General features: G+C 74.5%; 19 protein-coding genes. 13 read left to right on the top strand and 6 right to left on the bottom strand.

Features of this window, described 5'->3' with window-relative positions; genetic code table 11:
• Positions 1-52: 52 nt before the first annotated feature.
• Entirely contained in the window at positions 53-1711 is a 1659-nt protein-coding gene (locus ACZ6AQ_RS10855) for an FAD-dependent monooxygenase (protein WP_468759131.1), read from the bottom strand.
• Between the two features lie 230 nt (positions 1712-1941).
• Here ACZ6AQ_RS10855 and ACZ6AQ_RS10850 point away from each other — a divergent pair, with 230 nt between their 5' ends.
• The 7 genes from ACZ6AQ_RS10850 to ACZ6AQ_RS10820 are packed head-to-tail and all read left to right on the top strand — an operon-like array spanning position 1942 to position 7200.
• Entirely contained in the window at positions 1942-3051 is a 1110-nt protein-coding gene (locus tag ACZ6AQ_RS10850) for a SchA/CurD-like domain-containing protein (protein WP_468759129.1), read from the top strand.
• Positions 3052-3105: 54 nt separating this feature from the next.
• The gene (locus ACZ6AQ_RS10845) at positions 3106-3570 is read left to right on the top strand and encodes a cupin domain-containing protein (RefSeq protein WP_468759127.1); all 465 of its coding nucleotides are present in this window, start codon (positions 3106-3108) and stop codon (positions 3568-3570) included.
• A complete protein-coding gene (locus tag ACZ6AQ_RS10840; protein WP_468759125.1) occupies positions 3567-4835 on the top strand; it encodes a beta-ketoacyl-[acyl-carrier-protein] synthase family protein in 1269 nt (422 codons plus the stop codon). The genes ACZ6AQ_RS10845 and ACZ6AQ_RS10840 overlap by 4 nt, the downstream gene beginning before the upstream one ends.
• Positions 4832-6079 carry a ketosynthase chain-length factor gene (locus ACZ6AQ_RS10835; RefSeq protein ID WP_468759123.1) on the top strand — a complete coding sequence of 416 codons (1248 nt, stop codon included), beginning with the start codon at positions 4832-4834 and terminating at the stop codon, positions 6077-6079. Before ACZ6AQ_RS10840 ends, ACZ6AQ_RS10835 begins: the two co-directional genes overlap by 4 nt.
• A gap of 22 nt (positions 6080-6101) precedes the next feature.
• Positions 6102-6362, top strand: a complete 261-nt coding sequence (locus ACZ6AQ_RS10830) for an acyl carrier protein (protein ID WP_468759122.1) — start codon at positions 6102-6104, stop codon at positions 6360-6362.
• A gap of 1 nt (position 6363) precedes the next feature.
• Entirely contained in the window at positions 6364-6843 is a 480-nt protein-coding gene (locus tag ACZ6AQ_RS10825; RefSeq protein WP_468759120.1) for an SRPBCC family protein, read from the top strand.
• A 24-nt stretch (positions 6844-6867) separates the two neighbouring features.
• Complete coding sequence (locus ACZ6AQ_RS10820; protein ID WP_468759118.1) at positions 6868-7200, top strand: TcmI family type II polyketide cyclase; 333 nt, start codon at positions 6868-6870, stop codon at positions 7198-7200.
• A 91-nt stretch (positions 7201-7291) separates the two neighbouring features.
• Here the strand turns inward: ACZ6AQ_RS10820 and ACZ6AQ_RS10815 are convergent, their stop codons facing one another.
• A complete protein-coding gene (locus tag ACZ6AQ_RS10815) occupies positions 7292-8338 on the bottom strand; it encodes a methyltransferase (RefSeq protein ID WP_468759116.1) in 1047 nt (348 codons plus the stop codon).
• Positions 8339-8454: 116 nt separating this feature from the next.
• Complete coding sequence (locus ACZ6AQ_RS10810) at positions 8455-9516, bottom strand: right-handed parallel beta-helix repeat-containing protein (protein WP_468759114.1); 1062 nt, start codon at positions 9514-9516, stop codon at positions 8455-8457.
• 199 nt (positions 9517-9715) lie between these two features.
• Here ACZ6AQ_RS10810 and ACZ6AQ_RS10805 point away from each other — a divergent pair, with 199 nt between their 5' ends.
• The 4 genes from ACZ6AQ_RS10805 to ACZ6AQ_RS10790 are packed head-to-tail and all read left to right on the top strand — an operon-like array spanning position 9716 to position 13756.
• Positions 9716-10834 carry a glycosyltransferase family 1 protein gene (locus tag ACZ6AQ_RS10805; RefSeq protein WP_468759112.1) on the top strand — a complete coding sequence of 373 codons (1119 nt, stop codon included), beginning with the start codon at positions 9716-9718 and terminating at the stop codon, positions 10832-10834.
• Complete coding sequence (locus tag ACZ6AQ_RS10800) at positions 10831-11901, top strand: glycosyltransferase (protein WP_468759110.1); 1071 nt, start codon at positions 10831-10833, stop codon at positions 11899-11901. Before ACZ6AQ_RS10805 ends, ACZ6AQ_RS10800 begins: the two co-directional genes overlap by 4 nt.
• Positions 11898-12941 carry a glycosyltransferase gene (locus ACZ6AQ_RS10795; RefSeq protein ID WP_468759109.1) on the top strand — a complete coding sequence of 348 codons (1044 nt, stop codon included), beginning with the start codon at positions 11898-11900 and terminating at the stop codon, positions 12939-12941. The genes ACZ6AQ_RS10800 and ACZ6AQ_RS10795 overlap by 4 nt, the downstream gene beginning before the upstream one ends.
• On the top strand, positions 12926-13756 hold the full coding sequence (locus ACZ6AQ_RS10790) for a glycosyltransferase family 2 protein (RefSeq protein WP_468759107.1): 831 nt from the start codon (positions 12926-12928) through the stop codon (positions 13754-13756). The genes ACZ6AQ_RS10795 and ACZ6AQ_RS10790 overlap by 16 nt, the downstream gene beginning before the upstream one ends.
• Positions 13757-13814: 58 nt before the next feature.
• Here the strand turns inward: ACZ6AQ_RS10790 and ACZ6AQ_RS10785 are convergent, their stop codons facing one another.
• Complete coding sequence (locus ACZ6AQ_RS10785) at positions 13815-14006, bottom strand: hypothetical protein (RefSeq protein WP_468759105.1); 192 nt, start codon at positions 14004-14006, stop codon at positions 13815-13817.
• A 284-nt stretch (positions 14007-14290) separates the two neighbouring features.
• Here ACZ6AQ_RS10785 and ACZ6AQ_RS10780 point away from each other — a divergent pair, with 284 nt between their 5' ends.
• Entirely contained in the window at positions 14291-15880 is a 1590-nt protein-coding gene (locus tag ACZ6AQ_RS10780) for an oleate hydratase (protein ID WP_468759103.1), read from the top strand.
• A 13-nt stretch (positions 15881-15893) separates the two neighbouring features.
• A complete protein-coding gene (locus ACZ6AQ_RS10775) occupies positions 15894-17963 on the top strand; it encodes a SpoIIE family protein phosphatase (protein WP_468759101.1) in 2070 nt (689 codons plus the stop codon).
• A gap of 85 nt (positions 17964-18048) precedes the next feature.
• On the opposite strand, the gene ACZ6AQ_RS10770 is transcribed toward ACZ6AQ_RS10775, so the two are convergent.
• Together ACZ6AQ_RS10770 and ACZ6AQ_RS10765 are read right to left on the bottom strand one after the other, a co-directional pair.
• Entirely contained in the window at positions 18049-18858 is an 810-nt protein-coding gene (locus ACZ6AQ_RS10770) for a TIGR04222 domain-containing membrane protein (protein ID WP_468759099.1), read from the bottom strand.
• 123 nt (positions 18859-18981) lie between these two features.
• Entirely contained in the window at positions 18982-20712 is a 1731-nt protein-coding gene (locus ACZ6AQ_RS10765; RefSeq protein WP_468759098.1) for a thiamine pyrophosphate-dependent enzyme, read from the bottom strand.
• Positions 20713-20927: the final 215 nt, after the last annotated feature.

The following is a 20927-nucleotide window of genomic DNA, read 5'->3' as shown; positions in this document are numbered from 1 at the left end:
GGCGCCGCCGCCCCCGCCCCGTCCGGTTCCGCCGGGCGGGACGAGGGCGCGCTCACCCCCGGTCGAAGAGAGCCGCCAGGGCCGCCCGCAGGGCCGCCCCGGGGTCCTCCGAGGGGCCTTCGGAACGCCAGGCGACGAAACCGTCCGGGCGGACCAGGACCGCACCGCCCGGAGCGACGCCGTGGAGGCCGGACCAGTCCGCGCCCCCCTCGGGGGTCAGCTCGGCGTCGGGCCCCTCGCCGATCCGGTACGGGACGAGGGGGATCCCCAGCTCCTCCGCGACGCGCACGGCGGCGGCGTGCCACGTGCCGGTGGCGCCCGCGGAGCTCAGGAGCACCGGGGTCCGCTCGTACAGGTCCAGGGTGGAGATCCGGCTCCCGGCGCGGTCCAGCCACATGTGCGGGGCCCGGGTGCCGGGTTCGCCCGTCAGGCGCAGGACGTCGGACACGACCGGAAGCTCCCGGTCGGCGCCCAGGACCGCGCCCCGCGGGTAGCGGTAGCCCAGGACCACGGAGAGGATCCCGCCCTTCCTCCCGCCGCGGCCCTCCGCCTCGGGACCGGGGGCGTAACCGGGGTGGCTGTGCTCGACCGAACGCGACGAGGCGCGGTCGCTCGTCACCTCCGCGACGGGGCGGCGCTCCGCGTCGTAGGACTCGAGCAGACCGGGGCCGGCCCAGCCGTCCAGTACGGCGGACAGCTTCCAGGCCAGGTTGTGCGCGTCCTGGATGCCGGTGTTGGAGCCGAACGCGCCGGTCGGGGGCATCTCGTGGGCCGAGTCCCCGGCGAGGAAGACCCTCCGGTCCGCGTACCGTTCGGCGGTCCGCACGGCGGCGTGCCAGGGCGCCCGGCCGGTGATCTCCACGTCGAGGTCCGGCACGCCCACGGCCCGCCGGATGTGTTCCCGGCACCGCTCGTCCGTGAAGTCCTCCAGGAGTTCGCCGCGTTCGGGGTGCCAGGGCGCGTGGAACACCCAGCGCTCCCGGTTGTCCACCGGCAGGAGCGCCCCGTCCCCGTCCGGGTCCGTCAGGTAGCAGACGATGAAGCGCCGGTCGCCGACGACGTCCGCGAGACCGCGCGAGACGAAGGTGACGCTCACGTTGTGGAACAGGTCGCCCGGACCGGTCTGCCCGATGCCGAGCCGCTCGCGCACGGGGCTGCGCGGCCCGTCCGCCGCGATGAGGTAGTCCGCCCTGATGACGGTGTGCTCACCCGTCTCACGACTCTTGACCTGGGCCGTCACTCCTTCGGAGTCCTGCTCGAACGACAGCATCTCCGTCGAGTACCGCAGGTCCCCGCCCAGCTCCCGGGCGCTCTCCAGGAGGACCGGCTCCAGGTCGTTCTGGCTGCACAGGCACCACTCGGCGGGGCTGAAGCGGGCGAGGCCGCCACCGGGGTCGATCTCCCTGAAGAGCCACTCGCCCGCGTCGCCCGCCAGGCTCGGAGCCTGGAGGATGCCGTTGTTGGACGACAGGACCGAGGCGGCCTCCCGGATGCGCCACCGCACCCCGGCGGTCCGGAACAGCTCCATCGTGCGCACGTTGTTGCCGCGTCCGCGAGGATGGATCGAGGTGCCGGAGTGGCGCTCGACGAGCGTGTGCGGCACGCCGAGGCGACCGAGGAACAAAGAGGCCGACAGGCCCACCAGGGAGCCGCCGACGATGAGGACGGGCGTACGGTGCTCGCCCTCGCCGGGCCCTTCGGATCGGTTCATCGCGTGCCTCCAGCGTCACCTGTGACGCGAGTCGGGGGTGGGGTGGAGATCCATGCCCTCGGGGAACCGGTCCGCGTGTCCGGAGCACCCGAATGACGCGCAGTTCACTCATCCGCCCCGTGGGACTCGCGCGACCCCCGGGAACGCACCGACGATCGGCATATGACGACCCCTGCCTCCTGGCACGGCGGTCTCTTCCGCCTCCCCACACGAAAGAAGAGGTGCGCCGGATGACCATCTCGGCACGTATCTCGCAGTCGGCGTTCGACGGCTCCCGACTGCGGGTGATCCTGCTGCTCGACCTGTACGAAGGGGCCCAGCAGCAGTTCCTGGAGGCGTACGAGCTCATGCGCAAGCAGGTGGCCTCGATCCCCGGCCACATCAGCGACCAGCTCTGCCAGTCCATCGAGAACCCCTCGCAGTGGCTCATCACCAGCGAGTGGGAGAGCGCCCCGCCGTTCCTCGCCTGGGTGAACAGCGAGGAGCACGTCGAGACCGTCCGGCCCATGCACAGCTGCGTGCGGGACACCCGGTCGATGCGCTACAGCATCCTCCGGGAGACGGGCTCCCGGGACGTGGTCCCGGCCGCCGCGGAGGTCGCGGCCCGCGTGGGCGACGGGGTGGCGCGCCACGCCCTCACCTTCACCGTCAAGCCCGGCAGCGAATCGAAGGTCGCGGAGCTCCTGGCCGGGTACGACTCGCCCGAGGCCCGCGTCGACGAGACCACCCGGCTGCGCCGCACCTCGCTCTTCATGCACGGCAACCGCGTCGTGCGGGCCGTCGAGGTGGAGGGCGACCTCCTCGCCGCCCTGCGCCACGTCGCCCGCCAGCCGGAGGTGCGCGCGGTCGAGGAGGCCCTCAACCCGTACCTGGAGCAGGACCGGGACCTGACCGACCCCGACTCGGCGCGCGTCTTCTTCACCCGGGCCGCGCTCCCGGCCGTGCACCACGTGGTCGCCGGCCGCCCGGCCCCGGACGGCCTGCGGCGCCACGCGCTGTACTACCCGGCCAAGGAGGGCCGGGGGATGGAGCTGGCCCGGCTGCTCGCCCAGCAGGACGAGGCCGCGGCGGACGACCCGCACAGCCCCGTGCACAGCAGCACCGTCTTCCACCGCGACGACCTCGTGGTGCGCCTGATCGACATCACGGGCGAGATCGACCTCGACCCCGTCGCCTCCCTCGGCCTCAACGGCCCCGGGAAGGCCGCGGAGCTCGAAGCCCTCCTCGACGGCGCCGCGATCGGCGTCGAGGGTTCCCTGACGACGGACCGCAACATCAACCGGCTCCTGTCGCACGCCGACATGCTGCCCGTCACCGACCGCACCTCGGCGGACTCCTGACGGCCGGTCGCGGCCCCCGTCCGGACGCCACCGCCACACCCGGAGGTATCAACCATGCTCAAGCAGCATCCCCGCATCGTGAGCCTGAACGAGACAGAGCCCAACCGCAGGCGCGGTGGTGACCTGCGGGCCATGCTCACACCGGCCACCGTGGGTTCCACCAGCGGCTTCATGGGCCTGGCCATCGTCCAGCCCGGCGAGCGCATCGGGGAGCACTACCACCCGTACTCCGAGGAGTTCGTGTACGTCGTCTCCGGCACCCTCGAGGTGGACCTGGACGGAGAGACCCACACGCTCGGGACCGACCAGGGGCTCCTGATCCCCGTCGACGTGCGGCACCGCTTCCGCAACGTCGGCGGCCGGGAGGCCCGCATGGTCTTCCACCTGGGCCCGCTCGCCCCGCACCCGAGCCTCGGCCACGTCGACACCGAGACCACCGAGGACGCCGGGCCCGCCGGACCCCAGCTGACCGTGGGCGGACCCGGTCAGGTGCCGGAACGAAGCGGGGCCATCGAGTGAACCGGCGAGTGGCCGTCACCGGGATCGGTGTGGTCGCTCCGGGCGGCACCGGAGCGGCGGCGTTCTGGGACCTCCTCGCCGAAGGCCGTACCGCCACCCGCGGCATCACCCTGTTCGACCCGGCCGGCCTGCGTTCGCGCATCGCCGCCGAGTGCGACTTCGACCCGTCCGCCCACGGCCTCGACCCGGAGCTGATCCGGGACGCCGACCGCTACATCCAGTTCGCCGCGGTCGCCGCCGGGGAAGCCGTGCGCGACTCCGGGCTCGACGCCGGCACGCAGGACCCGTGGCGCGTCGGCGTCTCCCTCGGCAGCGCCGTCGGCGGCACCACCCGGCTCGAACACGACTACGTCCTGGTCAGCGCGGGCGGACAGCGGTGGGACGTGGACCACCGCGCGGCCGACCCGAAACTGCACCTGGCGTTCTCGCCGAGCACGCTGGCCTCGGTCGTGGCCGAGCGGTTCGGGGCCCGGGGCCCGGTGCAGACCGTCTCCACGGGCTGCACCTCCGGCCTCGACGCGGTCGGCTACGCCTTCCACACCATCCAGGAGGGCCGGGCGGACGTCTGCCTCGCGGGGGCCTCGGACTCGCCGATCTCACCGATCACCATGGCCTGCTTCGACGCCATCAAGGCGACGTCCCCCGACAACGACGACCCCGCGCACGCCTCCAAGCCCTTCGACAACCGCCGCAACGGCTTCGTCATGGGCGAGGGGGCCGCGGTCCTCGTCCTGGAGGAGTACGAGCACGCCCGGGCCCGCGGCGCGCACGTCTACTGCGAGATCGGCGGCTACGCCACCTACGGCAACGCCTACCACATGACCGGTCTGACCGGCGAGGGAATCGAGATGTCCCGGGCCATCGACAACACGCTCGACCAGGCCCGCGTCGATCCCACGCTGATCGACTACGTCAACGCGCACGGCTCGGGCACCCGGCAGAACGACCGGCACGAGACCGCCGCCGTGAAGCGCTCCCTGGGCGCCCACGCCTACGAGACCCCCATGAGCTCCATCAAGTCCATGGTGGGACATTCCCTCGGGGCGATCGGCGCCATAGAGGTCGCCGCCTGCGTCCTCGCGCTGAAGCACCAGGTGGTCCCCCCGACGGCGAACTACGAGGTCCCCGACCCCGAGTGCGACCTGGACTACGTGCCGCGCACCGCCCGCCCCCGGAGGCTGAGGAACGTGCTCTCCGTGGGCAGCGGCTTCGGCGGCTTCCAGTCCGCGGTGCTCCTGACGGAGCCGGCAGGGAGGACACGATGAGCACGGACCAGCCGAGACGGGCCGTCGTCACCGGCATCGGGGTGATCGCCCCCAACGGCCTGAGCGCCGACACCTACTGGAAGTCCGTCCAGGAAGGCATCGGCGTCCTGGACCGGATCACCCGGGAGGGGTGCGGGCACCTTCCGCTGAAGGTGGCGGGCGAGGTCAGGTCCTTCGACGCCTCGACCCTCATCGAGGACCGCTTCCTCGTCCAGACCGACCGGTTCAGCCACTACGCCATGGCGGCGGCCTCGCTCGCCCTCGACGACGCCGGCCTCGGCCGGGACGCCCCCGAGGACCCCTTCTCCATCGGGGTGGTCACCGCCGCCGGCTCCGGCGGCGGCGAGTTCGGCCAGCGCGAGCTGCAGAAGCTGTGGGGCCAGGGCTCCCGATTCGTCGGCCCGTACCAGTCCATCGCCTGGTTCTACGCCGCCAGCACCGGCCAGATCTCCATCCGGGGCGGTTTCAAGGGGCCCTGCGGGGTCGTCGCCAGCGACGAGGCGGGGGGCCTGGACTCCCTCGCCCACGCGGCCCGCGCCGTACGGCGCGGGACCGGCACGGTGGTCGTCGGGGCGGCGGAGGCACCCCTCGCCCCGTACTCGATGGTGTGCCAGCTCGGCTACCCCGAGCTGAGCACCGCCGAGGACCCGGACCGGGCCTACCGCCCCTTCACGGCGGGCGCCCGCGGCTTCGTGCCCGCCGAGGGCGGCGCGATGCTCGTCGTGGAGGACGAGGACCGCGCCCGGGACCGGGGGGCGGCCGTCCGGGCCGTCGTGGCCGGTCACGGCGCCACGTTCACCGGCGCCTCCCGCTGGGAGGAGTCCCGGGAGGGACTCGCCCGCGCGATCCGGTGCGCGCTCGACGAGGCCGGCTGCGCCCCGGAGGAGATCGACGTGGTCTTCGCCGACGCCCTGGGCGTGCCGGAGGCGGACCGCGCCGAGGCCCTGGCGCTCGCCGACGCCCTGGGGGCCCGTGCCGCCCGGGTGCCGGTCACGGCGCCCAAGACCGGCATCGGCCGCGCCTACTGCGGGGCGCCCGTCCTGGACACCGCCGCCGCCGTGCTGGCGATGGAACACGGCCTGGTGCCCCCCACCCCCTACGTGTTCGACACCTGCCACGACCTCGATCTGGTGGTGTCCCGCGCCCGCCCCGCCGAACTGCGGACGGCCCTCGTCCTCAGCCGGGGCCTCATGGGTTCCAACGCCGCGCTGGTAGTGCGCCGCGGCGACGAAGCCGCCCGGTGAACGGGCGGGAAGGAGAGTACAGATGAGCACCACCGAACTGACCTTCGACGAACTGGCCGCGCTGATGAAGCAGTCGGCCGGCGTCACCGTCGACCCCCGGGAGCTCGCCGACACGTCGGACGTGCCCTTCGGCACCCTCGGCGTCGACTCCCTCGGCCTCCTCGGCATCGTCGGCGAACTGGAGAACCGCTACGGCGTGGCGCTCCCCCCCGACGCGGAGCGCAGCAAGACCCCGGCCGACTTCGTCGGCCTCGTCAACAGCACCCTCAAGGCCGGAGTCTGACATGACGGGACACACCGACAACAGCGTCGTCATCGACGCCCCCCTCGACCTGGTCTGGGACATGACCAACGACATCGAGAACTGGCCCGGCCTCTTCACCGAGTACGCCTCCCTGGAGGTGCTCTCCCGCGAGGGCGACACGACCACCTTCCGCCTCACCATGCACCCGGACGAGGCAGGGAAGGTCTGGAGCTGGGTGTCGGAGCGGACCGTGGACCGCGAGGGGCGGACCGTCCGGGCCCGCCGCGTCGAGACCGGGCCCTTCGCGCACATGGACATCTGCTGGGAGTACGTGGAGAAGCCGGACGGCGTCCACATGCGCTGGGTCCAGGACTTCGCGATGAAGCCCGACGCCCCGGTCGACGACGAGTGGATGACGGAGAACATCAACCGCAACTCCCGCACGCAGATGGCCCTCATCCGCGACCGCATCGAGCAGGTCGCCCGCGAACGCCGGCAGGCGCCGGTCATCCCCGGCTGATCGCGGAACCAGGAAGGACACCCGATGCACCACGCCCTGATCGTCGCCCGCATGGCGCCCGGTTCGGCGCCGGCGATCGCCGACGTGTTCGCCGACTCGGACCGCGGCGAACTGCCCCACCTGGTGGGCGTCTCCCGGCGCAGCCTCTTCCAGTTCGGCGACGTCTACCTGCACCTCATCGAGTCCGAGCGGGACCCGGCGCCCGCCATCGCGAAGCTGACCGGGCACCCGGAGTTCCGGAGCGTCAGCGAACGCCTCTCGACGTACGTCAGCGCGTACGACCCGGAGACGTGGCGCGGCCCCAGGGACGCCATGGCGCAGTGCTTCTACCGCTGGGACCGGGGCTCCGGTTCCTGAGCGGGCACGACGAGAGACCCGAGGCCGCCGGCCCCGCGAACGAAGCGGGGCCGGCGGCCTCGGGTCTCGCCCCTTCTCCGGGGCCCTCCGGTCAGGCGGGAACGACGCACTCGAAGGCGTGGAGGTACGCGTTGACCGGGTGGACCCCGCCGATGACCAGCCCCGCGTCCGTCAGCCGCTCGGTCATGCTCCGCCGGGTGTGCTTCGCGCCCCCGACGTTGAGGAGCAGCAGCAGGTCCATGGCCGTCGTGAACCTCATCGACGGGGTGTCGTCCACGAGGTTCTCGATCACGACGACCCGGGCGCCGGGCCGCGCCGCCCTCCGGACGTTGGCCAGCGCCCTGCGGGTGCTGTCGTCGTCCCACTCCAGGATGTTCTTGAGGATGTACACGTCGGCCTCGACCGGGATGTCCTCGCGGCAGTCCCCGGCCACGACCCGGGCCCGGGAGGCCAGCGCGCCGCCCGGCCGCAGCCGGGGGTCGGGGTTCTCCACCACGCCCGGCAGGTCGAGCAGCGTGCCGTGCAGGGCGGGGTGCCGCTCCAGCAGGCTCGCCAGGACGCGTCCCTGACCGCCGCCGATGTCCGCGACCGACGACACGCCCTCCAGGTCCAGCAGGTCGGCGACGTCCCGCGCGGACTGCTCGCTCGACGTCGTCATGGCCCGGTTGAACACGTACGCGGACTCCGGCGCGTCCTCGTTGAGGTACGGGAAGAACTCCTTGCCGAACACGTCCTCGAAGACGTTGCCGCCGGAGCGCACCGCCTCGTCGAGCTTCGGCCAGACCTCCCACGTCCACGGCTCGGTGCACCACAGGGCGATGTACCGCAGGCTGTGCGGGTCGTCCTCGCGCAGCAGCCGGGACATCTCCGTGTGCGCGAACGTGCCGTCGGGCAGCTCCGTGAAGATCCCCTGGGAGGACAGGGCGCGCAGCAGCCGCCGCAGGGTGTGCGGCGGGGTCTTCACGGCCGCCGCCAGGTCCTCCACGGCCGCGGGCGTGTCGTCCAGGGCGTCGGCCACGCCGAGGCGGGCGGCGGCGCGGACGGCGGCGGCGCACGCCGCGCCGAAAACGAGTTCCCGCAGCCGCATGGGCGGTGGGGGAGCGGTGTCGGGGGTCCTCACCGGATCAACGGTCGTCATCTGTCGCCTTGTCTTCTCTGTCGTGCCGTGGATGGGGTTCGTACGGTCCGTACCGTCGGTGCGATCGGTGCGATCGGTGTGATCGGTACGGTCGCGCGGAAGGGGGAGCGGTCCGCTCAGCACATCCCGGCGGGCTCCGAGACCCCGCAGGTGTTGCCGCGGAAGGTGTTGCCCCCGCCGGTGTCGCGGACGGCCAGGTCGGCCGCGCCGTTGCGGAGCACGACGTTGTCGCGGATCTCGTTGCGCTCGTTGAGGGCGCCCACGAAGCTCTTGAACAGGACGATGCCGCCCGACAGCGGGGAGGTCCCCCTGTTGTCCTCGATCCGGTTCCCCGTCACCAGGGTCTCCTCGGCGCCGGTGAGCACGAGTCCGGAGCCCTGGAGGAAGGGCAGGCGGGGGGTCTTGGGGCAGTACTTGTTGTTGTCGTGGAGGTGGTTGCGGCGCAGGCTCATCGCCCCGGCGCGCGGTGTGGACTCGTCGCCCACCACGAACAGCCCGGCGCAGTTGCCCGTCGCCTCGTTGCGGTCGACGGTCAGGTTCCGCAGGCGCCGCACGGTGAGGCCGATCCGGTTGCCGGACATGCGGTTGCCGCTGATCACGGTCCCCCCGGTGTCGACGGCCCCCTGCTCCGTGTCGGTGGTGTTGGACACGAAGAGGCCGGCGTCGCCGTTGTCCCGGGCGGTGTTGCCGCTCAGCACGCTCCGGACCGACCGCTCCTGGGCGATGCCCCAGTTGCCGTTCTTCTCGGCGGTCACCCCCTGGACCCGCAGCCGGTCGGTCCGCGACGCCCACAGGCCGTTCCTGGCGAAGCCCCTGAGGGTCAGCGAGCGGACGGTGACCCGTTCGACGGGACGCCCCTCCGTGCCGGTCACGCAGATGCCGTGGCCGGCCCCGGCGCACGCGCCGCCCTTGGTCCCGCCGGGCACGAGGACGGTGGGGAAGACGCCCGAGCCCCGCAGGGTCAGGCCCGGTGTCGTGACGGTGACGCTCTCGCGGTAGGTGCCGGGGGAGAGGACGACGGTGTCCCCGGGCCTCGCGGCGTCCAGGGCCTTCTGGATGGATTCGCCGGGCTTCACCCGGTGCACGGCGGGACCGGCGGCCGACGGGGCGGCGGCGCCCAGCCCGGCGACCACGAGCGTCGCGGCGCATGCCAGGGGGGCGATCTGTCGTTGGGTCATGTGCCGAAGCTATGAGTGGGCCACCCGGCCCGCCACCGTTGATCCCCCGGCCGGGCGGACCGTCCCCCGGATGATCCCCCGCCCGTCACGGCGGGCCGCCGGACCGGAAGAGGAATGGCATGTTCCGCACCTCGCGCATGCCCGTGGACCTTCCTGGGTAGCGGCCGCCCCGGAAATACCGTCCCGAGGCAGGAGCGCCATGACGACGACCGACCGGTTCCCGTCCGCGTCGCACGGACCGGGGGCGTCCGCCGCCGGGACGGTGCGGGTCGCCTCCGTGCCCGCCGGACACGTCTACGTACGGCACTGCTCGGACGGCTCGGCGCCGGACGGGATCGTCCGGCTCGCGGACCCCCGGCCCAACGGGGCGCCCAGCACCTCCCAGCGCTGGTGGCCCCCCGTCATGCTCGACCCCGGGTGGGTGCACGCCCACCACGCCGACTTCGACGTCTTCCACCTGCACTTCGGGTTCGACGCGCAGTCCCCGGAGGACCTCGCCTCGCTCGTACGGGCCCTGCGGCGGCACGGCAAACCACTGGTGTACACCGTGCACGACCTGCGCAACCCCCACCAGCCCGACCCCGCGCCCCACGACGCCGCCCTGGACGTCCTGGTCCCGGCCGCCGACCACCTGATCACGCTCACCCCCGGAGCCGCCGCCGAGATCCGCCGGCGCTGGAACCGCGCGGCGACGGTCCTGCCCCACCCGCACGTCGTCGAGGAGCCCCGCCTCTCCCGGCCGCGCCCGCCCCGCGAGGGGTTCCGCGTGGGAGTGCACGCCAAGAGCCTGCGCCCGAACATGGCCCTCCTGCCCGTCGTCCGCACCGCGGCGGCGGCCGTGGCCGACCTGCCGGGGGCGGAGCTGCACGTGAACGTCCACCGCGAGGTGGCCGACCCCGGCGCGCACGCCTACGCGCCCGACGTGCTCGCGGAGCTGCGGACGCTCTCCGACGCGGGCCGGCTGCGCCTGCGCGTGCACGACTACTTCGACGACGACCAGCTGTGGGACTACCTCACCGACCTCGACCTGTCCGTGCTGCCCTACGCCTTCGGCACCCACTCGGGATGGCTGGAGGCGTGCCACGACCTCGGCACCCCCGTGGCCGCCCCCACCTGCGGCTTCTACGCCCAACAGCGCCCGTGCCTGTCCTACGGCCACACCGTGGCGGACGGCCTCGACGAGACGTCCCTGTACGAGGCCGTGCGCGAGGCGCACCGGACCCGGCCGGGATGGCGGGCCTCCCCGGCGGACCGGGCCGTCGAGCGCGCCGGGGTGGCCGCCGCCCACCGCGCGGTCTACCGAGGGCTCCTGGGATGAGCGGGCCCCTGCGCGTCGCGCTGGTCGCCTCCGCCCGCTTCCCCATCAGGGAACCCTTCGCCGGGGGCCTCGAAGCGCACACCTGGTCGCTCGCCCGCGCCCTGAAGGCCCGCGGCCACCACGTCGAACTCTTCGCCGCCCCCGGCTCCGACCCGGCCCTCGGTGTCACCGAACTCCCCGTCCACCGACCGACGCTGAGCCGGGCGGCCCGCTCCGACGTCAGCATGCCGGCGAAGGTATGGATGGACGAGCACCACGCGTACCTCCGGCTCATGCTGGACCTGGCGCGCGACGGCGGGGACCGCTTCGACCTCGTCCACAACAACAGCCTCCACCACCTGCCCGTCGCCATGGCCCCGGTCGTCCGGACACCGGTGGTGACCACCCTGCACACGCCCCCCACCCCGTGGCTGGAGTCCGCCGTCCAGGCGGACCCGCGCTGCCCGGTGACCTTCACCGCCGTCAGCGAGCACACCGCGGCCGTCTGGCGCCCGCTCGTCCCCGACGCCCGCGTGATCCGCAACGGCGTCGACACCGCCCGGTGGCCGGAGGGGCCGGGCGGCGGGTACCTCGTGTGGTTCGGCCGCGTCGTGCCCGAGAAGGGACCGCACCTCGCCGCCGAGGCCGCCCGCAAGGCGGGACGCCGCCTCCTGCTGGCCGGGCCCGTCGGCGACGCGGACTACTTCACGACCCGCCTGGCGCCGCTGCTGGACGACGACATCGCCTACCTCGGCCACCTCGGCCACCGCGACCTGGCCCGTCTGGTGGGCGGCGCGGCCGCCGCCCTGGTCACGCCGTGCTGGGACGAGCCGTACGGCCTGGTCGTCGCCGAGGCCCTGTCCTGCGGGACGCCGGTGTGCGGCTTCGACCGGGGCGCCCTGGGCGAGATCCTCGACCCGGAGTGCGGCTCGCTCGCCCCGCCGGACGACGTCGGCGCCCTCGCCGGACTGGTCGACGCCACGACGCGGCTGGACCGCCGCGCCGCCCGGCGGCGCGCGGAACGCTTCTGCTCCCTGGACGCCATGGCGGACGGCTACACGGCCCTGTACGGGGAGCTGGCGGCGTGATCGGCTACTACGTGCACCACCAGGGCCGCGGCCACCTGCACCGCGCCGTGTGCGTCGCCCGGCACGCGCGCGTCCCCGTCACCGGCTTCTCCTCCCTGCCCCGGCCCGAGGGCTGGACGGGGGAGTGGCTGCGCCTGCCGAGGGACGACCGCGCCGGAACGGACCCCGCCGGACCGGATGCGGACCCGACGGCCGGCGGGCGGCTCCACTGGGTGCCCCGCCACCACTCCGGCCTGCGGGGCCGCATGGGCGTGATCGCGGACTGGATAGCCCGGACCGGGCCCCGTCTCTTCGTGAGCGACGTCTCCGTCGAAGTGGCCCTGCTCGCACGGCTCATGGGCATCCCCGTGGTCGTCGCGGCGATGCGCGGCGACCGTTTCGACCCCGCCCACCGCCTGGCGTACGACACGGCCGAGGCGCTGCTCGCCCCCTGGCCCGGGACGGTGCCGGAACCGGACTGGCCGCGCCGCTGGCTCGACAAGACCCTGCACACGGGGGCCTTCTCCCGCTACGACGGCAGGCCGCGCCCCCCGGCGCCCTCCCGGACGGGCACCGGGGAGGTCGTCGTCATGCTGGGCGCCGGCGGCACCGGGATCGGCGCCGACGACCTCCGGCGCGCCGCCGAGGCCGCCCCCGGCTGGACCTGGACGTTCCTGGGCGGTCCGGACGGCGGCCGGTGGACCGACGACCCCTGGCCCCTGCTGTGCCGGGCCGACGTGGTCGTCACCCACGCCGGGCAGAACGCCGTCGCCGAGTGCGCCGCCGCCCGCACGCCCGCCGTCGTCGTCCCCCAGGACCGGCCCCACGACGAACAGCGGGCGACCGCCCGTGCCCTGCGGGCGGCCGGACTGGCGACCGTGTGCCCCGACTGGCCCCGGCCCGGGGAGTGGGAGGGGCTCCTCGCCCGGACGGCGGAGCTGCCCGGCGACCGCTGGTCCGCCTGGGCGCCCGGGGACGGCGCCCGGCGCGCGGCCCGGCTGCTCGACGAACTGTCCGGGGCGGTGCCGGGGGAACGGCGGGTGCCGTGCGCGTCGCGGTGATCACCCTGGTCGTCGGCCGGCACCGGCACCTCCGCCTGCAACAGGACGGACTGGCGGCCGGAACGCGGCGGCCGGACCTCTACCTGGTCGTCTCCATGGGTGACGGGGAGGCCGGGAGGGCGGTCGCGGGCAGACGGCCCGCCGCCGAGACGATCGGCGTCGTCCCGGGCGCCGGTGGACGCCTCCCCCTGGCCGCCGCCCGCAACGCCGGTGCCGCCCGCGCGCTGGCGGCCGGGGCCGACCTGCTGGTCTTCCTCGACGTGGACTGCGTACCCGGCGAGAACCTGCTGGCGCGCTACGCCGGGGCGGCCGCGGACGGCGCCCTGCTGTGCGGCACGGTCGCCCACCTGCCGCCCCCGCCGCCCGGGGGCTACCGCCTCGGCGACCTCCCCGCACTCGCGCCGCCCCACCCCGCGCGGCCGGTCCCGGAGGACACCGAGGTGCTGCGCGGCGGCGACCACCGGCTCTTCTGGTCCCTCTCGTTCGCGCTCACCGCCGCCACCTGGCGCACCGTCGGGGGCTTCTGCGAGGACTACACCGGGTACGGCGGCGAGGACACCGACTTCGCCCGCACCGCGGCCGCGCGCGGCGTCGGCCTGTGGTGGGTCGGCGGCGCCCCCGCGTACCACCAGTACCACCCCGTGAGCCGCCCGCCCGTCGAGCACCTGGACGACATCCTGCGCAACGGCGCGGTCTTCAGGGAACGCTGGGGGACGTGGCCGATGGAGGGCTGGCTGCGCGACTTCGCCGCCCTGGGTCTCGTCGTCCACGAGCCCCGCACCGACACCTGGCGGAAGGCGCCGGCCGCCGGGTAGGGCCCTTCCCGGCCCCGCGCGCGGGGCCGGTCCCGGACCCCGCGCGCGGGCGGCCGCCTCAGACGGGGTGGTCGGGCCGCTGCTCGGGAGGCGTGCCGCCGCCCTTCCCCCCGCCCTTGTTCCCCCGGTCGGTCCCGTGGGGGCGGCCGTCGTTCCCGGTGGGTTCGGCCGCCTTGCGGGCCCGGCTGTCCTGCGGGGTGCCCGCCCCCTTGTCGCCGCGTCGCAGCTCGGGCTGTTGCGGATTCGACATCGGTACCGCTCCTTCCTGCGGATGCGCGCCGAAACGCCGGTCGTACGGACGACCAACCGCGAGGGACCGGGAGAAACATCCCCGCTGTCCCGTTTCGTACCTGCTTCTTTCGTCCTCGCGCACCGTCCCCCGCCGGTCCCGCCGTCCGGGGGTCCCCGCCCACCGTACGGCGGCGGCCCCGGCCCCCCGGATCGCGCGGGGCGGGGATGTGGGGGAGGCTCGTGGGGCAGAGCGCCCGGACCCGCGCGCTCCCGCCCGTTCCACGACGTACCGGAGGTCAGCCCGTGCCGGCGACGAAGCATTCCAGGGTCCATCTGGTCGGCGGCGGCCTCGCCTCCCTCGCCGCGGCCGTCCTCCTCGTACGGGACGCGGGGCTCCCGGGGGAGAACGTGCGCGTCCTGGAGCAGCTGCCGGCCGCCGGTGGACCCCCGCCCGGCGTACCCGCCCCGGCGCGCGCGGGCGGGTACGCCACCCGGGGCGGCCGGATGCTCGACGAGGCGCACTGCGTCTGCCTGTGGAGCCTCCTGGAGACGATCCCGTCCCCGGACGACCCGGCGGTCTCGGTGCGCCGGGCCCTGCTCGCCCCCGCCGGACCTCCCGCCCGCGCCAGGATCCGGGTCGTCGACGGCGACCGCACGGTCGCCGACGCCCCGGAGTCCGGCCTGGACGCCCGCGACCGGGTCGACATGGCCCGTCTGCTCGCCCTGCCCGAACGGCTGATCGGGTCCCGGCGCATCGAGGACCTCTTCCGGCCGCACTTCTTCACCACCCCTTTCTGGTGCGTGTGGCGCGCGACCTTCGCGTTCCAGACCTGGCACTCGGCCGTCGAGCTCAAGCGGCACCTCCTCGCCTTCGCCCACCGGCTCGGCGGCCTCCACACCCTGCCCGGAATCCGGCACGGCGGGCACGACCCGTACGACTCCGTCGTCCGCCCGATCCGCCGGTGGCTCGCCGAGCGGGGAGTGCGGACCGAATGCGGGACCACCGTCACCGACGCCGACTTCTCGGGCCCCGCCGCCCGCCGCCTCTCCCGCCTGCACGTGCGGCGGGACGGGGCCGGGACGGGCACGATCGAACTGGGCGAGGACGACTACGCGTTCCTCACCCTCGGCTCGGCGACCGCCGACACCACCTACGGCGACGACACCACCGTGCCCGAACTCGTCCGCGACAGGCGGGACGGCTCCTGGCGGCTGTGGGAGTCGATCGCCGGGAACGCCCCCGACTTCGGCCGTCCCCACGCCTTCTGCGGCAGCGTCGACGAGACCTGGCGGGGGTTCTTCACCCTCACCACGACCTGCCGCGCGCTCCTCGACCACATCCAGAAGCACACCGGCGACATCCCCGACGAGGGAGCCCTGGTGACCTGGAAGGACTCCCGCTGGCTGCTCTCGCTCGAAGTGCCCGCCCGGCCCCGCCTCCACGTTCCGGGAGAGGACGCGTACACCCTGTGGGGGTACGCCCTCGCCGGGGACGTCCCCGGCGACCACGTGCCGAAGAGGATGGAGGACTGCACCGGCGCCGAGGTCCTGGACGAGCTCCTCGGCCACCTCGGCCTCGACGACATCGCCGACGAGGTCCGGTCCACCACCGGGATCACCACCGTCCGGATGCCCTACGCCGGTGCCCCCTTCCAGCGCCGCGCCGCCCCGGACCGTCCCCGCGTCGTCCCGGACGGAGCCCGGAACTTCGCCTTCCTCGGCCGGTTCGTCGAACTCCCCGAGGGGGTCGTCTCCACCGCCGAGTACGCGGTCCGCTCCGCCATGACGGCCGTCCACCACCACTTCGGCCTCGACAGGGAGATCCCGCCGGTGTACCACGGCCTCTCCGACGCCGAGGCCGCCCGGTCCGCCCTGAGCACCGTCTTCGCCTGACGGGGGGAGAAGCATGAACACGGACACCGGCGACTCCCCGGAGTCCCCCGCGTGGGAACCCTGGGACGAGGCGGTCCTCGACGCCGTCTTCACCCAGTCCGACATCGGCCTCCACGTCCTCGACACCGATCTGTGCGTCGTCCGCGTGAACACGGTCGCCGTCGACCTCCACGGCGTCCCCGCCGAACGGATCGTCGGCCTGCCGGTGACGGAGGCGTACGCCCCCCTCGGCGTGGGCGTCGACGAGGAGCCGCTGCGGGAGATCCTCGCCACGGGCCGCCCGGTGACCGACCGCCTCGTCACGGGACGGCCGCCCGCCGACCCGCGCAGCGAGTACGTCTTCTCCGTCTCCGCGCACCGCCTCCAGGACGCCGCGGGACACGTGCTGGGACTGGTCCTCACCAGCACCGACGTCACCGAGCGGGAACAGGCGCAGGCCCGCCTCCGGCTGCTGCACGAAGCGCGCGAACGGATCGGCTCCAGCCTCGACGTGGAGCGCACGGCCCGGGAACTGGTCGACGTCACCGTGCCGGGATTCGCCGACACGGTGGTGGTCGCCCTCACCGACGCCGTACTGAGGGGCAGGGAGCCCGGCCTCCGTTCCCAGGACCCGTCCCCCCTGCTGCGCTGCGCCGCGACCGGCGGGACGGACGGCGGCCCCCGCATCCCGACGGCCGGCTCCTACCTGCTCCCCGGCGTCTTCGGCAGGGAACTGCCCACGGAACCCCGGCTCCTCCCGCCGGAACGGGAGGACGGGACCGGCGGCACGCGGCTCGTGGCACCGCTGACGGTACGCGGCCAGGTCTTCGGAGCCGTGGTCTTCCAGCGCGCGGACGGCAACGAACCGTACGGGGACGAGGACCTCGACCTGGCCGAGAGCATCGCGACCCGCACGGCGACCTGTCTGGAGAACGCCCTGCGGTTCACCCGCGAGCACACCGTCATGACGGCGCTCCAGAGCTGGCCGCTGCGCCAGGAGGAGGCCACCCAGAGAGCCGTCGACGCCGCCGAGCGCAACCAGCCGGACGGCAGCGGGGCCGGCGCCTGGTACGACGTCATTCCCCTGCCGGGGGCCCGCGTCGCGCTCGTCGTCGGCCAGGTCGAGAACGCCGGGCTCAGCGCCGTCGCCACCATGAGCCGGCTGCGGACGGCCGTCCACAGCCTCACCACCCTCGACCTCGACCCCCACGAACTGCTCGCCCGCCTCCACGCCACGACCCTCCGCCTCGCCGCCGAGCCGGGCGGCCCGCCCGGCGAGGACGGAGCGACGGCGAGCTGCACGATCGCCGTGCACGACCCGACCGACGGGCAGCTCGACGTCGCGCGCGCCGGCACCTCGCTGTTCGCCGTCGTCCACCCGGACGGCTCGATCGACACGCGGCCGGTCGGGGACGGCCCGCTGCTGGGCGCCGGGGGACCCCCCTTCGCCTGCGCCTCGACGGTCCTCCCCGAGGGCAGCACCCTCTGCATGGCGTCCGGCGAGGGCGACGTGCGGACGGAGGACCTGGTGAACGCCCTCGCGCACCCGAAGCGCTCCCCGGCGGCCATGGCGGACGACGTGGCCCGGCTCCTCGCCCCCGACCGCGTCCTGCTGCTCGCCCGCACCCGGTACCTGCCGCCGGACGAACTGGCCGAGTGGCCCGTCCCCTTCGACTTCTCCGCCGTCGGCATCGCGCGGGCCCACGTCGAGGAACAGCTCCGGGAGTGGAACCATCCCGTCGAGCCGTTCACGGCGACGCTCCTCGTCAGCGAACTCGTCACCAACGCCATCCGCTACGGGGCCGAACCGGTCACCCTGCGGCTCATCAGGGACTCCACCGCGCTGGTCTGCGAGGTGAGCGACTCCGGCCAGGCCGCACCCCACCTGCGCCACGCCAAGGCGGTCGACGAGAGCGGCCGGGGACTGCTGATCTGCGCCGCCCTCGCGGAGAACTGGGGCGTGCGCCACACCGAGAACGGCAAGACGGTGTGGGCCGAGATCGAGGCGGACGAGACGGACGGGACGGCCGGGGCCGCCGGAACGGACGAGGGGGACGGGGCGGCCGGAACGGACGGGGCGGACGAGGCGGCCGGGACGGACTGAGACCGAGGAGCTGCGGGGAACCGGCCCGGACACGGTGCCTCCCGGGCGTCGCGGCCCGGGCGGGACTTTCCGGACACGGCGCCTCCTAGAGACCCGCCCCTCCCAGCCCCGGCGGGTCGTCGGACACGTGGTCCGAGGGCGCCGGGCGCCACAGCGCGCGGCGGAGGTCCTGCGGCATGGCGTCCGCGGCCGTGCCGTGGGCGGCCACCTCGTACAGGACCCGGTCGGTGGCGGAGGCCGCGGGCGGTGGAGGCCCCGCCGGGCGGCGGACCCCTCCGACGGGCCCTCCCGAGGGGGAGTGGGCACGGTGGACGAGCACCAGGGAGATCACCGCGGGGACCAGGGACAGGGACGTCCAGGCCGCGGCGGTGCCCTGGCGGGGATCGCCCAGCCACCCCAGGGCGATCATGCCCAGGGGGAAGGCCAGGAGGTCCGTCAGCACCGCGACCCCTCCCCAGCCCTCCCGCAGGGCCGTGAGACGGGGGTGCGGGATCAGCCCCTCCTCACCCAGCGAGGCGCCGACCCGGCGCACGGCCCGGCTCCCCTCGACGCGCTGCTCCGTCGCCGTCCCCCGCCGGCCGCGCCCCGGCCGGCACAGGGCCTGCGCCGCCGCCTCCACGGGATGGGCCGGAAGGTCACGGCCGGCCGCGTCCGCGCGGACGATCCGGTTCCCCACGACGGTGACCAGGCCCGCCAGACGCAGCGCCGTCAGCGCGGTCCTGGCCACCTGCCGGGGCCCGCCGACGAGGTACGCGTACGCGTAGGGGTCCGGAGCGCCCTCCTCCCGCGCGGTCCGGGGCGGGCGGTAGGTCCGGAGCCTGTGGTGGGACACCCAGAACCCGAACGACGCCACGCCCACCGCCACCCACATGCCCCCGCCCAGCCACCACCACATGAGCCCCCCTCACGACCCGGAACTCCCCGCCGTCCGGGGCCCATTGTCCGCAGGGAGGGAGCGCGTGCACAGGGCGCGCGGCGTGCCGGCGCCCCCGGGGCCGGCCCGTGGAGCGGCTTCCGGTCACCCGCCCGCGCCCGGCAGGTTCTCCTTGATCTTGGCGATGGCGAAGCCCCACCCCTGGGAGACGGTCGGCTTGCCCGGGACGGCGACCTCCTGGGGGTTGGTCAGCACGTCGAGGAGGACGGGCCCGGGGGTCTCGAAGGCCCGGCGCACGGCTTCGTCCAGGTCCCCGGGGTCGGTGACGCGGATCCCGGTCAGACCCAGGGCCTCGGCGACGGCGGCGAAGTCCGGGTTGTCGAGGACGGTGCCGAACTCCGGCAGACCGGCCTGCTCCTGCTCCAGCTTGACCATCCCGAGGCGCCGGTTGTCGAAGACGACGAGCTTGACCGGGAGCCGTTCGGACCGGAGCGTCATCAGGTCGCCGAGGAGCATGCTCAGTCCGCCGTCGCCGCAGAACGCCACGACCTGGCGGTCACGGTCCCACAGCTGGGCGCCGAGGGCCTGCGGCATGGCGTTGGCCATGGAACCCAGGTTGTACGAGCCGAGCAGGCGGCGGTCGCCCCGCATGCGGACGAAGCGCGACAGCCAGACGGTGGCCATGCCGGTGTCGGAGGTGAAGACCGCGTCCTCGGCCGCGTGCCGGTCCACGGCCCTGGCGAGCGCCTCGGGCCGGACGTCGTGGTCCCGGTTGTCGAAGACCGCCCGCACCCGTCCCACGAGCTTCTTGTCGTGGCCCGGGTCCGCGAGACCGGCCTGCTCCTCCTCCCACCGCAGGAACCGCTCACGGGCGCCGTCCAGGTGCGAGCGGTCCCCGATCGGGGCGAGCAGCGGCAGCAGGGCCCGCAGCGTGGCGCCGACGTCCCCGGCGAGGCCCACGTCCACCGGGACGCGCCGCCCCAGGTGCTCCTCCCGCAGGTCGATCTGGACCACGCGCCGGCCCTCCGGGTACCAGTCGCGGTACGGGAAGTCGGTGCCGAGCATGAGCAGGGTGTCGCACGCGTCCATGGCGTGGGCCGCGGCCGGGTTGCCGATCAGGCCGGTCTGGCCCACCTCGTAGGGGTTGTCCTCCTCGAACCCCTCCTTCGCCTTGAGGGTGAGCACCATCGGCGCCGCGAGGTGGTCGGCCAGGCGCAGCACCTCCTCGCGGGCGTCCCGGGCACCGTGCCCCACGAGCAGGGTGACCCGGGAGGCGTCGCGGAGGGCCTCGGCGGCCTCGGCCAGGGCCGGGTCGTCGGGGCGGGTCACGGCGGGGCGGGGGAGGGCGAACCGCGGCGGGCGGTCGTCCCCGACCTCCTGGTCGCCGAGGTCCCCGGGCACGGTGAGCACCGCCACCCCGCCCCGGGTCACCGCCGCCCGGACCGCCGACTCCAGGAGCCTCGGCATCTGGACGGGGGAGGTGACGGTGGCCCGGTACACGGCCACGTCCCGGAACAGCAGGTCGTTGTCCACCTCCTGGAAGTAGTCGCCGCCGACCTCGGACAGCGGGACCTGGCCGCAGATCGCGAGGACCGGGGCGCCGCTCTTGGCCGCGTCGTACAGCCCGTTGAGGAGGTGGACCGAGCCCGGCCCCACCGTGCCCATGCAGACACCGAGGCGGCCCGAGAGCTGGGCCTGCGCCCCGGCGGCGAAGGCGGCGGCCTCCTCGTGCCGGCAGCTCACCCAGTCGATGCCGTCCGTGGTGCGGATGGCGTCGGTGAGGGGGTTGAGGGCGTCGCCGACCACGCCGAAGACGTGGCCGACGCCGAGGTCCGCGAGGGCGTCGACGATCACCCGGGCGACGGTGCGTGTCACAGGAGGTCCTTTCACGAGGACACGGGCCGCACGTCGCGCGGAGCCCGTGGATCTCAGGGAGGGGCGGGCGGTGGAACGGTCGGGACCGGCCGCGTCCCGATCCCCCGCTTCCCGCCTGCCCAGGAGAACGGCGGTGATGCGGGAGCGGCGACCGGGAGGCGGCCGGTTCCGGCCACCTCCCGGCCCCGGGACGTCACCCGCGGCATTCTTCGTAC

Source organism: Streptomyces sp. NPDC041191, assembly GCF_055591945.1.
The sequence above is the reverse complement of the archived record's forward strand: the minus strand, read 5'-3'. Positions and strand labels throughout refer to the sequence as shown.